Source organism: Pseudoduganella guangdongensis, assembly GCF_009857475.1.
GTDB lineage: Bacteria > Pseudomonadota > Gammaproteobacteria > Burkholderiales > Burkholderiaceae_D > Rugamonas > Rugamonas guangdongensis.
The window spans coordinates 42,919-57,493 of sequence record NZ_WWCJ01000018.1 but is presented as its reverse complement, the minus strand read 5'-3'; the positions used below and the strand labels follow the sequence as shown (position 1 = coordinate 57,493).

13 protein-coding genes and 1 pseudogene are annotated in these 14,575 nt (G+C 62.4%); 6 read left to right on the top strand and 8 right to left on the bottom strand.

What is annotated here, in order from left to right:
- Window positions 1-3: 3 nt before the first annotated feature.
- From ptsP to GTP41_RS20895, 8 genes are all read right to left on the bottom strand, one after another.
- Window positions 4-1,755, bottom strand: coding sequence for a phosphoenolpyruvate--protein phosphotransferase (ptsP, locus tag GTP41_RS20930; protein ID WP_161027579.1), 1,752 nt, complete (start codon window positions 1,753-1,755; stop codon window positions 4-6).
- 18 nt (window positions 1,756-1,773) lie between these two features.
- On the bottom strand, window positions 1,774-2,043 hold the full coding sequence (locus GTP41_RS20925) for an HPr family phosphocarrier protein (RefSeq protein ID WP_155455207.1): 270 nt from the start codon (window positions 2,041-2,043) through the stop codon (window positions 1,774-1,776).
- A 13-nt stretch (window positions 2,044-2,056) separates the two neighbouring features.
- Window positions 2,057-2,458 carry a PTS sugar transporter subunit IIA gene (locus GTP41_RS20920; protein WP_161027527.1) on the bottom strand — a complete coding sequence of 134 codons (402 nt, stop codon included), beginning with the start codon at window positions 2,456-2,458 and terminating at the stop codon, window positions 2,057-2,059.
- A 2-nt stretch (window positions 2,459-2,460) separates the two neighbouring features.
- The gene (gene gshB, locus GTP41_RS20915; protein WP_161027526.1) at window positions 2,461-3,411 is read right to left on the bottom strand and encodes a glutathione synthase; all 951 of its coding nucleotides are present in this window, start codon (window positions 3,409-3,411) and stop codon (window positions 2,461-2,463) included.
- Between the two features lie 101 nt (window positions 3,412-3,512).
- A complete protein-coding gene (gene gshA, locus GTP41_RS20910) occupies window positions 3,513-4,811 on the bottom strand; it encodes a glutamate--cysteine ligase (protein WP_161027525.1) in 1,299 nt (432 codons plus the stop codon).
- Window positions 4,812-4,933: 122 nt separating this feature from the next.
- Window positions 4,934-6,472, bottom strand: a complete 1,539-nt coding sequence (locus GTP41_RS20905) for an ammonium transporter (RefSeq protein WP_161027524.1) — start codon at window positions 6,470-6,472, stop codon at window positions 4,934-4,936.
- Between the two features lie 20 nt (window positions 6,473-6,492).
- Window positions 6,493-6,831, bottom strand: a complete 339-nt coding sequence (locus GTP41_RS20900; protein ID WP_161027523.1) for a P-II family nitrogen regulator — start codon at window positions 6,829-6,831, stop codon at window positions 6,493-6,495.
- A gap of 12 nt (window positions 6,832-6,843) precedes the next feature.
- The gene (locus GTP41_RS20895; protein WP_161027522.1) at window positions 6,844-7,602 is read right to left on the bottom strand and encodes a TorF family putative porin; all 759 of its coding nucleotides are present in this window, start codon (window positions 7,600-7,602) and stop codon (window positions 6,844-6,846) included.
- 204 nt (window positions 7,603-7,806) lie between these two features.
- Here GTP41_RS20895 and GTP41_RS20890 point away from each other — a divergent pair, with 204 nt between their 5' ends.
- From GTP41_RS20890 to GTP41_RS20865, 6 genes and pseudogenes are all read left to right on the top strand, one after another.
- The gene (locus GTP41_RS20890) at window positions 7,807-8,049 is read left to right on the top strand and encodes an accessory factor UbiK family protein (RefSeq protein ID WP_161027521.1); all 243 of its coding nucleotides are present in this window, start codon (window positions 7,807-7,809) and stop codon (window positions 8,047-8,049) included.
- A 108-nt stretch (window positions 8,050-8,157) separates the two neighbouring features.
- Window positions 8,158-9,168, top strand: coding sequence for a patatin-like phospholipase family protein (locus GTP41_RS20885; protein WP_161027520.1), 1,011 nt, complete (start codon window positions 8,158-8,160; stop codon window positions 9,166-9,168).
- A gap of 8 nt (window positions 9,169-9,176) precedes the next feature.
- The gene (locus GTP41_RS20880; RefSeq protein WP_161027519.1) at window positions 9,177-11,126 is read left to right on the top strand and encodes a gluzincin family metallopeptidase; all 1,950 of its coding nucleotides are present in this window, start codon (window positions 9,177-9,179) and stop codon (window positions 11,124-11,126) included.
- 9 nt (window positions 11,127-11,135) lie between these two features.
- Entirely contained in the window at window positions 11,136-12,689 is a 1,554-nt protein-coding gene (locus tag GTP41_RS20875) for an MBL fold metallo-hydrolase (RefSeq protein WP_161027518.1), read from the top strand.
- Between the two features lie 58 nt (window positions 12,690-12,747).
- A pseudogene (locus GTP41_RS20870) lies at window positions 12,748-13,878 on the top strand (YifB family Mg chelatase-like AAA ATPase); the annotation flags it as partial.
- 292 nt (window positions 13,879-14,170) lie between these two features.
- The gene (locus GTP41_RS20865) at window positions 14,171-14,557 is read left to right on the top strand and encodes a helix-turn-helix domain-containing protein (RefSeq protein WP_161027516.1); all 387 of its coding nucleotides are present in this window, start codon (window positions 14,171-14,173) and stop codon (window positions 14,555-14,557) included.
- The last annotated feature ends 18 nt before the right edge of the window (window positions 14,558-14,575 follow it).

The window sequence follows — 14,575 nt, the reverse complement described above, 5'->3', positions numbered from 1 at the left end:
AAATTACAGGACTTGCAGTGCCATGACCGCGTCGGCGATCGCGTCCGGGTCCATGGCCCGCATGATCTTGCGCATTTGCGGCGCGATCGAGTCCAGGTCGCTGTTCAGGATTTCCTGCTTGACCGCCAGCAGCTGCGACGGGTGCATCGAGAATTCGCGCAAGCCCATGCCCAGCAGCAGGCGGGTCAGCTTGGTGTCGCCCGCCATCTCGCCGCATACCGCCACCTCGATGCCGGCTTTGTGGCCGGCGGCGATGGTCATCGAGATCAGTTGCAGGATGGCCGGGTGCAGCGGGTTGTACAGGTGCGCCACTTCGTAATCGACGCGGTCGATCGCCAGCGTGTACTGGATCAGGTCATTGGTGCCGATGGAGAGGAAGTCCATCTTCTTGACGAACATCGGCAGCGCCAGCGCGGCGGCCGGAATCTCGATCATGGCGCCGACCTTCACATCCGGGTCGTACTTCTCGCCGCGGTCGTCCAACTGCGCCTTGGCGCGCTTGATCATGGCCAGCGACTGGTCGATCTCGAAGGCGTGCGCCATCATCGGGATCAGGATGCGCACCTTGCCGTGCATCGAGGCGCGCAGGATGGCGCGCAACTGGGTCAGGAAAATCTGCGGCTCGGCCAGGCAATAGCGGATCGCGCGCAGGCCCAGCGCCGGGTTCAGCGCGGTGTGCTCCATCTGGTCCAGCGGCTTGTCGGCGCCGATGTCCAGCGTGCGGATGGTGACCGGCCGGCCCTTCATGGCGGCGACGGCGCGGCGGTACTGCTCGTACTGCTCGTCCTCGCTCGGCATGCTGGCCGCGCCGCGGCCCATGAACAGGAATTCGGAACGGAACAGGCCAACGCCGTTGGCGCCCGACTCCATGGCGTGCTCGCAATCGTCCGGCAGCTCGATATTGGCCATCAGCGCGATGGCCGTGCCGTCCTTGGTGATGGCCGGCGTTTTCTTCAGCTTGCCCAGCTTTTTACGGGCGCGCAGCGCCACCATCTGGCGCTCGCGGTACTGTTCCAGCACCTGCGCGCTCGGCGTGACGATGACCACGCCGGCATCGCCGTCGATGATGACCCAGTCGTCCTGCTGGATCAGGGTGGACGCCTGCGACATGCCGACCGCCGCCGGGATGTCGAGCGAACGCGCCACGATGGCGGTATGCGAGTTCTGCCCACCCACATCGGTCACGAAGCCGATGAAGGAGCGGTCGCGGAACTTCAGCATGTCCGCCGGCGAAATATCGTGCGCCACCACAATCATCTGCGCCAGGAATTCATCGCCTTCCAGCTCGCCCTGTTTCGGCATCAGCTGCTCGCTGCCCATCAAGACCTTCAGCACGCGCTCGGCGACCTGCTGGATATCGGCCTTGCGCTCGCGCAGGTAGGCGTCTTCGATTTCGTCGAACTGCGCCGACAGCTCGTCGATCTGGGTCAGCAAGGCCCACTCGGCGTTGTAATGGCGGCTGCGGATGATATCCAGCGGCGCCTCGGAGATCATGGGGTCCGACAGGATCAGCGCATGCACGTCGATGAAGGCGCCCAACTCGGTCGGGGCGTCCTTCGGCAGCTCATTCCACAGGGTCTGCAGCTCGCGGTGCACGGCCGCCAGCGCGTCCTGCAGGCGCCGCACCTCCGCCTCCAGGTGCTCCTCGGCCACCAGGTAATGTTTTACATCGAGCGCCGCCGGCGTAAGGATATGCGCGCGGCCGATTGCGATGCCGCGCGAAACAGGAATGCCGTGGAGGGAGAACGATGCCATCGGGCTGCCGTCCCGCATTTACTCGCCTTCGCCGAACTTGTCGTTGACGAGCGCGGTCAAGGCGTTGATGCAATCCTGTTCATCGGAGCCGTCCGCCTCCAGCAGGACCTTGGCGCCCTTGCCCGCCGCCAGCATCATCACGCCCATGATGGACTTGGCGTTGATGCGGCGGCCGTTGCGCGACAGCCAGACATCGCTCTGGAACTTGGCGGCCAGTTGGGTGAATTTGGCAGAAGCACGTGCATGCAATCCGAGCTTGTTGATAATTTCAAGTTCTTGCTGAATCATGTTTTAGTTTTGTTTAGTTGACTCGGATACGATTGTCGACCTTGACCGCGCCGTTCTGCGCGCCCGCCAGGGCCATTTCCACTACGACGTCCAGCGTGTCGGTGCGGTAGGTGATGGCACGCAGCAGCATCGGCAGGCTGATGCCGGCGACCACCTCGACCCGGCCCGCATCGGCCAGCTTGTTACAACAATTGGCGGGCGTACCGCCTTTGATATCGGTCATGACCAGGACGCCTTCGCCGCTATCCAGCCGCTTGATCGCCTCGCGCGCCAGCTGCTGCACCTCGTTCAGGTCCTGGTCCGCCACCACGTCGATCGCCTCCAAACGCTCGACCGGGGCCCGGAACACGTGCGCTGCGGCTGCCAGGAAAGCCTGGCCCAGCGGCGCATGCGTCATCAATAAAATCCCTACCATGTTTATCCTTGCTTGCCGGCCCGCGCTTCCACCGCGTCGATGAACATGGACGCAACCTGGAAGCCTGTCTGCTGCGTGATCTCCTGGAAGCAGGTCGGGCTGGTGACGTTTACCTCGGTCAGGTAATCGCCGATCACATCTAATCCTACCAGCAACAGGCCGCGCGACGCCAATTCCGGGCCCAGCGCCTCGGCGATTTCGCGGTCGCGCTGCGACAGCGGCTGCGCCACGCCGGTACCGCCGGCGGCCAGGTTGCCGCGCACTTCACCGGCCTGTGGGATGCGCGCCAGGCAGAAAGGCACCGGTTTGCCGTCGATCAGCAGGATGCGCTTGTCGCCCTTGACGATGTCCGGGATGTAGCGCTGCGCCATGATGGTGCGGGCGCCAAGCTGGGTCAGGGTCTCGATCACGGAGCCCAGGTTCAGGCCATCGGCCTTGATGCGGAAGATGCCGGCGCCGCCCATGCCGTCCAGCGGCTTCAGGATCACGTCGCCGTGTTCGGCCTGGAAATCGCGCAGGCGGGTTTCGTCGCTGGTGACCAGGGTCGGCGCGGTGAACTGCGAAAACTGCGCGATGGACAGCTTTTCATTGTGGTCGCGGATGGCGGAAGGCTTGTTGAAGACCTTCGCGCCCTGCTTTTCCGCCAGTTGCAGCAGGTAGGTGCCGTAGACATACTCCATGTCGAACGGCGGGTCCTTGCGCTGGATCACCGCGTCGAAGGCGGCCAGGCTGGTGTCTTCCGACGGCGCGGCCTTGTACCACTCGTCGGCGTCGCCGGTCAGCTCGATGCGGGAAACGTAGGCCGTGACCTTGCCATCTTTGAGCGCCATGTGGCGCTGCTGGAAGGCATACACCTCATGCCCCCGCCGCGCCGCCTCCGCCATCATGGCGAAAGTCGAGTCCTTGTAGATCTTAAAGCTGGACAAAGGGTCGGCGAGGAAAGCGATTTTCATGGATTAGTCCAAAAATGTAACAACTGATTCTAGCCTAAACCCGGAAAGTCTGGGTCAGACCCGAGGGCCTGCCCCTTGGGTCTGACCCTGGTTTACCGGGTTTAATAGACCTCCGGATCCGGATCCGTGCGTTCCATCTCCAGCGAAGCCGCCAAAAGAGCCAGCCGCGCCACAACGCCATAGACATAGAACCGGTTCGGCGCCGCAGTCCCCGGCTTCGCCTTCACATCCGGCACCGCATGCTGCTGCGCAAAGGCCAGCGGCACAAACTGCGAGCCCGGCGCGTTCAGATTCTGGTCCGCCCCCTTCTCGCCATGCACACGATAGAAGCCGCCGACCACATAGCGGTCGATCATATACACCACCGGCTCCGCGAACGCCTCCTTGATGCTCTCAAAGGTCGGCACACCCTCCTGGATATTCAGGTCGGTCACCGCCTGGCCGTCCTTAATCACGGTCATGCGCGCCCGCTGTTCGTCCGACAGCTCCTTCAACTGGGCCGCATCGCGGATCGTGATGATGCCCTTGCCATACGTGCCAGCATCCGGCTTGATGATGACAAACGGCTTCTCCTTGATCCCGTACTCCTTATACTTCTTACGGATCTTGGCCAGCACGGCATCCACCGAAGACGCCAGGCAATCCTGCCCCTCCCCGGTTGCCAGGTCCACCCCGCCGCACTTGGCATGGAAAGGATTCACCATCCACGGATCGACCCCGATCAGCTTGCCGAACTTCTTCGCCACCTCGTCATAAGCATTGAAATGGTTCGACTTGCGGCGCAGCGCCCAGCCCGCATGCAGCGGCGGCAGCAGGCTCTGCTCGTGAAGGTTGGTCAAAATTTCCGGGATACCCGCCGACAAATCGTTGTTCAGCAAGATCGTGCAAGGATCAAAATCCTTCAGCCCCAGGCGCCGCCCGTTCGGCGAACGCAGCAGCGGCTCCACCACCAGCATATTGCCGTCCGGCAGCGCCAGCGGCGTTGGCTGGGTCACTTCCGGGTCCAGCGAGCCCAGGCGCACATGCAACCCCGTCTGGCGGAAGATCTGCATCAGCTTCGACACGTTCTGGAAGTAAGTCGGATGGCGTGGCTTGATTTCCGGAATCAGCAGCAGGTTGCGCGCATCCGGGCAATACTTATCGATGGCGGCCATCGCCGCCTGTACCGACAGGGGGGCCATTTCATTGGCCAGGAAATGGAAACCGCCCGGGAACAGGTTGGTATCCACCGGCGCCAGCTTATAGCCGGCATTGCGCAGATCGACCGAGGCATAGAACGGCGGCGTATGTTCCTGCCACTCCAGGCGGAACCACCGCTCAATGGCTGGGGTTGCGGCAATGATCTTTTCTTCAAGATCGAGTAACGGTCCGGTCAGGGCCGTAGCGAGGTGGGGCACCATGTTGCTTCCTTGCTTATGTTGGTATTCGCAGACCCTCCATTTTGGGGCAAAACTCGCAAATAAAAGGTACTTTTAAACAAAAAAAGCGCCCCGCAGGGCGCTTTACGTTCAAAAATGCCTGATCAAGCGTGGTAAGCGGATTCGCCGTGGCTGGTGATGTCCAGGCCTTCACGCTCTTCTTCTTCCGGCACGCGCAGGCCGATTACGATGTCAACCAGCTTGTAGGCGATGAAGGAAACCACGGCCGACCACAGGATGGTGATGCCCACCGCCGTCAGCTGGGTGATCACCTGGCCGCTGATCGAGTAGTCTGCACTTGCCTTGTTGGCAACGTAGTCGAAAATGCCCTGGCCGCCCAGCGATGGTGCGGCGAACACGCCGGTCAGCACGGCGCCCAGGATACCGCCCACGCCGTGCACGCCGAACACATCCAGCGAGTCGTCGGCGCCGATCAGGCGTTTCAGGCCGTTCACGCCCCACAGGCAGACGATGCCGGCCAGCAGGCCGATCGCCAGCGCGCCCATCGGGCCAACGAAGCCAGCGGCCGGGGTGATGGCGACCAGGCCAGCCACCGCGCCGGACGCAGCGCCCAGCATGGAAGGTTTGCCTTTGGCGATCCATTCACCGAATACCCACGATACAGTGGCGCAAGCAGTTGCCAGCAGGGTGTTGATGAAGGCCAGGGCCGCAATATCGCCAGCTTCCAGCGCGGAGCCGGCGTTGAAGCCGAACCAGCCCACCCACAGCAGCGATGCGCCAATCATGGTCATGGTCAGCGAGTGCGGGGCCATGGAATCGCGGCCGTAGCCAACGCGCTTGCCGATCAGGATCGCGCCCACCAAGCCTGCAACTGCAGCGTTGATGTGCACCACGGTGCCGCCGGCGAAGTCCAGCGCGCCTTTTTGGAAGATGAAGCCAGCCTTGGCCGTCTCCGTCGCCAATGCAGCCGCATCGGTGATCGCATCAGGGCCGGTCCAGAACCAGACCATGTGCGCCACTGGCAGGTAGCAGAAAGTGAACCACAGCACCATGAACGCCAGCACAGCGGAGAACTTCACGCGCTCGGCGAAGGCGCCCACGATCAGGCCGCAGGTAATGGCGGCGAAGGTGCCCTGGAAGGCGACGAAGATGAACTCAGGGATCACCACGCCTTTGCTGAAGGTCGCCGCCATGGCGAAGCCTTTGACCGGGTCGTAAATGCCCGCCAGCAGCGCGCGGCCGAAACCACCATAGAAGGCATTGCCTTCGGTGAAGGCCAGCGAGTAGCCGTACAGGCACCACAGCACGATAATCAGCGCGAACACAAAGAACACCTGCAGCAGCACCGACAGCATGTTCTTGGAGCGAACCAGGCCGCCGTAGAACAGGGCCAGGCCAGGAATGGTCATCATGATGACCAGCAGGGTGGCGACGAACATCCAGGCGGTATCGCCCTTCTGTGCGACCGGCGCCGGCGCGGCGGCAGGAGCGGCTTCAGCGGTGGCGGCAGCAGCCGGCGCTGCGGCAGCAGCAGCGCCAGCATCCGCAGCCGGCGCAGCAGCCGGCGTAGCGGCGGTAGCGGCAGCAACGGGCGCTTCCGCTGGTTTGGCGTCTTGCGCCAGCGCAGGCAGGGCTGCGCTAAAGGCCATCAGGACAGCGCCTGCGGCCAGCAACTTCTTCATGAATTGCATCACGTTTCCCCTTACAGTGCGTCGTTGCCGGTCTCGCCGGTACGGATACGGATCACTTGCTCCAGCGACGAAACGAAAATCTTGCCGTCGCCAATCTTGCCGGTGCGCGCGGCGTTCTCGATTGCCTCGATCGCTTGCTCGACGATCGCATCATCCACCGCCGCCTCGATTTTGGTCTTCGGCAGGAAATCGACCACATACTCCGCGCCGCGATACAGCTCGGTGTGGCCCTTCTGGCGGCCGAAGCCTTTCACCTCGGTCACGGTGATGCCTTGCACGTTGATCGCGGACAGTGCTTCACGCACCTCGTCCAGCTTGAACGGCTTGATAATGGCGGTAATCATTTTCATACGGGTGCCTCTTTAGAAGGTTTTGGACAAGGTCAGCACCAGGCCAGCCTTGCCCAGTTTCTTGCCATTTGGTGCGAGATAGTTTTCGGTATTGGTATCGATGTAGGCCAGCGCCAGCGAAGCGAAGCCCAGGTCCTTGGTCACGCCGGCCTTCCAGTCGGTGTAGCTGTACTGGCTGGAGTTCTTCACCTTCTGGTGGCCCACGTGCAGGTTCAGCACATAACCGTCGCCCAGGTCCTGGTTGACCGACGCATCGATATAGGTGCTGTGCTTGCTGTCGGCAAAGCCGAACAGGTTGCTGAGCGAATGCGAGTACTTCAAGGTCGCCGGGCCATAGCCGACCTGGCCGTACACTTCACGCGTATTGGCACTCGGGTTGAGGTCGTTGGACGGATAGATATAGGCCAGGAAGCCCACGTCATAACTCACGCCCGGCGCGATCTCGCCGCGCTTGCCGCCATACACATCGACTTCAACGGAAGCGTCGCCGCCGCCATCCTTGATCCACTTGATAGTGGAGCCCCAAACACCCGCATAGAAACCAGTCGGATTGTTGACCCAGTCGGCGCCGCCTTGCAGCGCTGGTTTCAGGCGGGTTTGCGAAATAGCGCGGTAGCGGTAATCGCTGGTGATGGCAGCATTAAAGCTAATCTCATTGTCAGGCTTCGCCTCCGGCGCGGCATCCGCCGCTTGGGCCATGCCAGTCCCCAGCGTTGCCATAGCCAAAGCGACTGCAGCGGTGAGGGCCAGCTTCTTGCTCTTGTGATTCATGGCGATTTCCTTTTGAGTGAACTTTTATTGCGGTTTAAAATTCAGGCTTAAATCGACAAGCTTTACTGCCTATTAGCAGATTGCGTGCCAGCCCATTAACCACCGGGAACGTGCATCAATTGATGTATTGCCTACATCTCGCACCAATTGAAGCCAAAGTTGCACCTTCGTGGTGCAAAAACCTCACACATCAGGAATTACGCCATGGACATGAATGCCTTCTTTAACGACCTGCAACAGAAAGTCAACCAGGTCATCGAAAACTCGCCTGCCAAGGATATCGAGAAGAACGTCAAGGCCATGATGACCCAGGGCTTCGCCAAACTGGATCTGGTCACGCGCGAAGAGTTTGATATCCAGGCCCAGATGCTGGCCAAGGCACGCGCCAAGCTGGAACTGCTGGAATCGCGCCTGGCCGAGCTGGAAGCCAAACTGGCCGAAAAGTGATAATTGGTGAGTTTTAAGGCAGATTTATTGCCTACTCTATAGGAATCGCCCTATCGTAACGGGTTGATTCCCGTGCCATGGGTGCGCACTTTCCTACGGAGGTGTCCCATGAGCATCACCATCAATGGCGCCAGCAAGCGCATTGGGCTTACCTTGTCGGGCGGCGGCTTTCGGGCTGCCGCTTTTCATTTGGGCGTGCTGCGTGAGTTGCGTGCGCGCAAGCTGCTCGACAAGATCGACCTCATTTCCTGCGTCAGCGGCGGCAGCATCGCCGGCGCCTTCCTCGCGCTGCACTGGCACGACCCGCTCGCACTCGACAAGCTGGACCGCTACCTGGCCACGCGCTCGATCGCCGTCGGCTCCGTCATCGGCGGCACCCTCGACCCTTTCCATACGCGCCTGGACAAGCTGGCCGAAACCTACGAGCGCGACCTGTTCCACGGCAAAAAGCTGGGCGACCTGGCGGAAGGCCCGCGCATTTACGTGAACAGCACCAACCTCGCCACCGGCAATATGTTCTCTTTCATTGCCGGCGCGCGCGGCAAGAGCGAGATGGGCGACTACGAACTGGGGTTCGTCGAAGCGCCCCACTTTCCGATTGCGCGCGCGGTCGCCGCCTCTTCCGCCTTCCCGCCCGTGTTCCCGCCGCTGCGGCTGGACGAAAAGGTCTACAAGCACGCCGCCCAGTGCGACTACGTCACCCTGAGCGACGGCGGCGTGTACGACAACCTGGGCATCAACCCCGGCCTCGCCGCATTGAACAAACTGGACTACCTGCTGGTGAGCGACGGCGGCAAACCGTATGCGATCAAGACTGAGCCCACCGAATCCGGCGCCCTGGTGCTGAAGGAAGGGCTGGACATCATGATGGAACAAATACGCGGCCTGCAGTTCGACCGCCTGGAGCACCGCCACAAAGCCGGCGCCGGCCCGCGCCCGCTCTGGTTCTCCATCGACAGCGAGGAAGGCGAATCGACGCCCGGCGATTCCGTCTTCGCCTCCAGCATCGCCACCAACCTGAAGGCGCTGAAAGACGCCGAACGCGCCGTCCTCGCGCGCCACGGCGGCGCCCTGGTGGCGGCGCGCATCCAACGCTGGGCGCCAGAACTGGCCCAATAGGAGCGCCCATGTATTCCTCCACCAGCAGCCAGGACTACAGCAAGCAGGCCATCGAGCAAGGCGCCAAGCGCCCGCCTTTCCGGCGCCTGCGCGGCTACGCCTTCGACCCCAGCCTCTCGCTCAAGCTCGACACCGCGTCGATCAACCACCGCATCTTCAACATCCCGTGGGAAAGCGAGCTGCAGCCCGGCCCACGCGGCGAGTACGTCGAGGTGCTGGACTACGACCCCGCCAGCGCTTGCTGGTACGAACCGGTCGACCTGAACGGCGCCCACTTGCTGGCACAGGACGGCCACCCGCCCTCCGAAGGCAACCCGCAATTCCACCAGCAGATGGTGTACGCCGTGGCCATGAACACCATCTGCAATTTCGAACGCGCACTGGGGCGCCAGGCGCAATGGTCCTCGCGCGAAGATGCCGGCAAGCGCGAAGAGTTCGTGCAAACCCTGCGCATCTACCCGCACGCCCTGCGCGCCGCCAACGCCTATTACAGCCCGCAGAAGAAGGCCCTGCTGTTCGGCTACTTCCAGGGCCCGAACGGCATGGTGTTCTCCTGCCTGTCGCAAGACATCATCACGCACGAAACCACGCACGCGCTGCTGGACGGCATGCACCGGCGCTACATCGACGACAACCATCCCGACACGCTGGCCTTCCACGAAGCCTTCTCCGACCTGGTGGCCCTGTTCCAGCACTTCACCTTCCCGGAAGTGCTCAAGCACCAGGTCTCGCGCACGCGCGGCAACCTGGAAACGCAATCCCTGCTCAGCGAACTGGCGCACGAATTCGGCGTCGCCACCGGCCGCTACGGCGCCCTGCGCAGCGCCATTGGCGACGTGGACGACAAGGGCGTGTGGCAGCCGGTGCAGCCCGACCCGGCGCGCCTGGCGCAAGCGCTGGAGCCGCATGAACGCGGCTCGATCCTGGTGGCCGCCATGTTTTCCGCCTTCCTCGAAATGTACAAGCTGCGCAGCGCCGGCATCGTCTGCCTGGCCAGCTCCGGCACCGGCAAACTTCCCGACGGCGCGCTGCACCCGGTGCTGGTCGATGAGCTGGCGGCAGTCGCCACCAGGACGGCGCAGACCTTCCTGCACATGGCGATTCGCGCGCTCGACTACTGCCCGCCCTTCGACATCAGCTTCGGCGACTACCTGCGCGCCCTGGTCACCGCCGATTACGACATGGTGCCGAACGACCGCCACGGCTACCGCGTGGCACTGATCGAATCGTTCCGCCGCTGGGGCATCTTGCCCGACGGCTTGAAGACGCTGTCCGAAGAACAGCTACGCTGGCCCTACGCGCGCATCGAACTGGCCGACGGCAGCCCCGACCCCACCAGCGTGCTCACCTCCCTCGCGCGCGAACTGAGTGGCCTGGTGCAGGAATCGCTGTACCAGCGCAAACGCAGCAAAGTCTTCGAAACCCTGAAGCGCGCCCGCATCCGCGCCCACGACAACGTGGAAGAGATGATGCGCTCCGGCGACGACGCGCGCTGCGAGGAATTCATGCGCGTAACCGGGCTGGAGCTCAAGCGCAACGGCAAAGTGCCCGGCCTGCGCTACGACCGCGATGGCCTGCCCAGCTTTGAAGTGCACTCGGTGCAGCCCACCCTGCGCGTGATGCCGGACGGCGACATCCTCAAGCAGCTGATCATTTCCATCACCCAGCGCCGCCGCAAGGTACCGGTGGACGAACAGGATGAAGCCATGGGCAGCTTCGACTTCCCGGGCGGCTGCACCCTGGTGTTCGACCTGGAAGGCGATATCCAGGACGACGGCGGCGTGATCCCGACCCTGCGCTACGCCATCAAACGCCCGCTCATGGACGACAAGCGCATGGCCGCCGTGCGCAAACATCGCAGCATGCGCTACGACACAGGCGTCGCCCTGCGCTCCACCTACTTCAAGGCCTGCAACGACAAGGCCGAACCATTTTGCATGCTCCACTCAAACGATTAAGGCACCGCCATGATCTCGCCCAACGTCCAGCCCCCGACCTTACGCGCCAAGGCCCCACCGCGCACATCCACGCGCCAGGCAGCCCCCAAGAGCCAGGCCGCCGGCGAAACCCGTTCACGCAAACAGACGGATGCCAGCGCGCGCGTGCGCATCCGCCTGTACCGCCACGGGCTGGGCGATTGCATGCTGCTGCGCTTCGCCAAGCCGGATAGCAGCGACACCTTCAATGTGCTGATCGACTGCGGCCTGATCACCGTCGCCGAGCAACCCAGGCAAACCATGCAAGCCGTCGCCGCCGACATACGCGACGCATGCCAGGGCCGCCTTGATGTCGTGGTGATGACGCACGAACACTGGGACCACGTCTCAGGCTTCCATCCGACACAGGCCCGCGACATATTCGACAGCATGGAAATCGGCGAAGTCTGGTACGGCTGGACCGAAGACCCGCGCAATGAACTGGGCCAGCGTCTGCGCGCCGAACGGGCCGCCAAGCTGAACGCCCTGGCCACCGCCGTGGAAGCCTTCAACAACTCGCCCTCCCCCGGGATGAAACAGCGCGGCACCGAGCTGGGGCGCATGCTGGGCTTTTTCGGCCTGAAGCCCGGCGAACCTGCCGGCACCCGCATCGGCAAAACACGCGACGCCTTCGAGTACCTGCAAGGCAAGCAGGACGTGAAAACGCGCTACCTCTCACCCAAGCAGGCGCCGCGCACGCTGGACGGCGCACCCAACGTGCGCGTCTACGTCCTCGGTCCGCCGCCGGACGAAGGCATGATCAAGCGCAGTGCCCCGACCAAGAAAGGCCGCGAAGCCTACGAGTTGGCCTCCGAACTGCAGCTGGCCAGCAACCTGGACGCCGCCTTCCTGCGCCTCGGCCCCGACGGCGCACCGGATGACGACGGCTTCGACGACTGCCCCTTCGATCCCAGCCTGCGACGCGAAATGGATTCCGGCCAGCGCTGCTCCGCCGCGCTGGCCGACATGTTTGCCAACGTCTGGCATACCCAAGGCGACGAGTGGCGCCAGATCGAAGAAGACTGGACCCAGGCCGCCGAAACCCTTGCGCTCAACCTGGACAGCCACACCAACAACACCTGCCTGGTGCTCGCCTTTGAGTTCATCGACAGCGGCGAAGTGCTGCTATTCCCCGCCGACGCCCAGGTCGGCAACTGGCTGTCCTGGCAAGACCTGCGCTGGAAAGTCGGTTCCGGCGTCGTCACCGGCCCCGAACTGCTGGCGCGCACGGTTTTCTATAAAGTGGGCCACCACGGCAGCCACAACGCGACCCTGCGCGACAAAGGCCTGGAGCAAATGACCAGCGAAAATCTGGTCGCCTTCATCCCCGTCTCGAAAGCGCAGGCGATCAAGAACCGCTGGATGGGCATGCCCTTCAACCCACTGCTCAAGCGCCTGAAGGAAAAGACCTTTGGCCGCGTACTGGTAGCCGACGAAGACCGTCCCGGTGACGCCAGCCTGGCCGAACTCTCCCCTGCTGCCCGCAAGCAATTCAAGTCGAGCCTCAAGGAGCACGAACTATGGTTTGAGGTCAGTTTGCGCTAGCGCAAAGGCGGGCCGCTGCACGCGGCCTAGGATGGTTCTTCTCACCAAGGAGGCCATCATGGGCATCGCCGTCATCAAAAGCCGCGCCCTGGCCGGCATGCAAGCGCCGGAAGTCAGCGTCGAAGTCCACCTGGCCAACGGCCTGCCGGCCTTCGCCATGGTCGGCCTGGCCGATACGGAGGTGAAGGAATCGCGCGACCGCGTGCGCGCCGCCATTACCAACGCCGGCTTCCAGCTACCGGACCGCCGCATCACAGTCAACCTCGCCCCAGCCGACCTACCCAAGGAATCGGGCCGCTTCGATCTGCCGATAGCGATCGGCATCCTCGCCGCCTCCGGCCAGATCCCGCGCGAAGGCCTGGAGCGATACGAGTTTGCCGGCGAACTATCGCTGACCGGCGAGCTGCGCCCGATTCGCGGCGCGCTGGCCATGACTTACGCGATGCAGCGCTCCGCCGGCGGCCACGCGCGCGGCTTCATCCTGCCCATGGCCAATGCCGACGAAGCGGCGCTGGTGGCCGATGCCGCTATCTATCCCGCAAATACGCTGCTGCAGGTGTGCGCCCATTTCGCGCCCCATATCGACGGCAGCTTTGCCCTCGCGCGCCACCGCGCAAAGCCCTTGCCGCTACCACCCTCCATCCCCGATTTCGCCGATGTCAAAGGTCAGCAGCATGCCAAGCGAGCGATGGAAGTGGCAGCCGCAGGCCGCCACTCCGTGCTGTTGGTCGGTCCGCCCGGCGCCGGCAAAACCATGCTCGCCACCCGCTTCGCCGGCCTGCTGCCGCTCATGACCGACGACGAAGCGCTGGAGGCGGCAGCCGTGCAATCCCTGATCAGCGGCTTCTCCGTCGAAGGCTGGAAGGTGCGCCCCTTTCGTTCGCCGCACCACACCTCCTCCGGCGCCGCGCTGGTGGGCGGCGGCAGCGTGCCACGCCCCGGCGAAATCTCGCTCGCCCATTGCGGAGTCCTCTTTTTGGATGAATTACCCGAGTTCGACCGCCGCGTGCTGGAAGTGCTGCGTGAGCCGCTCGAATCCGGCCGCGTGACCATCGCCCGCGCCACCCGCCACGCAGACTTCCCCGCCAACTTCCAGCTGATCGCAGCAATGAACCCCTGCCCCTGCGGCTACCTGGGGCACCCGTCCGGCCGTTGCCAATGCACGCCCGACCAGATCCTGCGCTACCAGTGGACATCACCAAAGTTAAGCGAACTATTTATCAAAATTGCGGCATAACTTTGAATTTTATAGGAATTATTATTCATCTTGTTCGTGGAAAATTAATGAATTTACCCGAGCACCCGATCAATTCAAAACAACAATGGATGCGAATTGTTTCGCACCATGCACATAATACGAAACACCTCAAAATGAACGCATAACCAATTGATTTTACTAAATTTTTTTCAAAAGAGCACTATTGCAAAATATATTTTTCATGTGCTATCTTAAAAAGGATGTTGCCCGCTAAGGGCATTTTATGAGCGACATCAAGAATGACGAAATCAACTTTGGGGCGGAGCTATTTAGGCTCCGAACAGCGCTTCGCCTAAGTCAGGCTGAGGTTGCCGACGCTGCTGGTATAACGCGCGGCTATTACTCTCTGATCGAGAATTCGCGCAAGCCGCCTCCGCCACTGGAGAAAGTCCGACGAATTGCTACGGCGCTGCGACTGTCACCTGCCGACCTTCGTCTACTTTGGGGAATGGCTGCGATGGAGCGCATCACTACCTCTGGCGGAGAATCAGAGAAAGTACACAACGGCCCACCAGGGCTTTACGTGGTTTGGAATGGACTAGTCATAGACATTCCAACAGAGCAACAAATCGAGATCGAGGAAATTTTGACAAGGAGAAAGATCATGTAAGCCACGTTATCTCGTCGA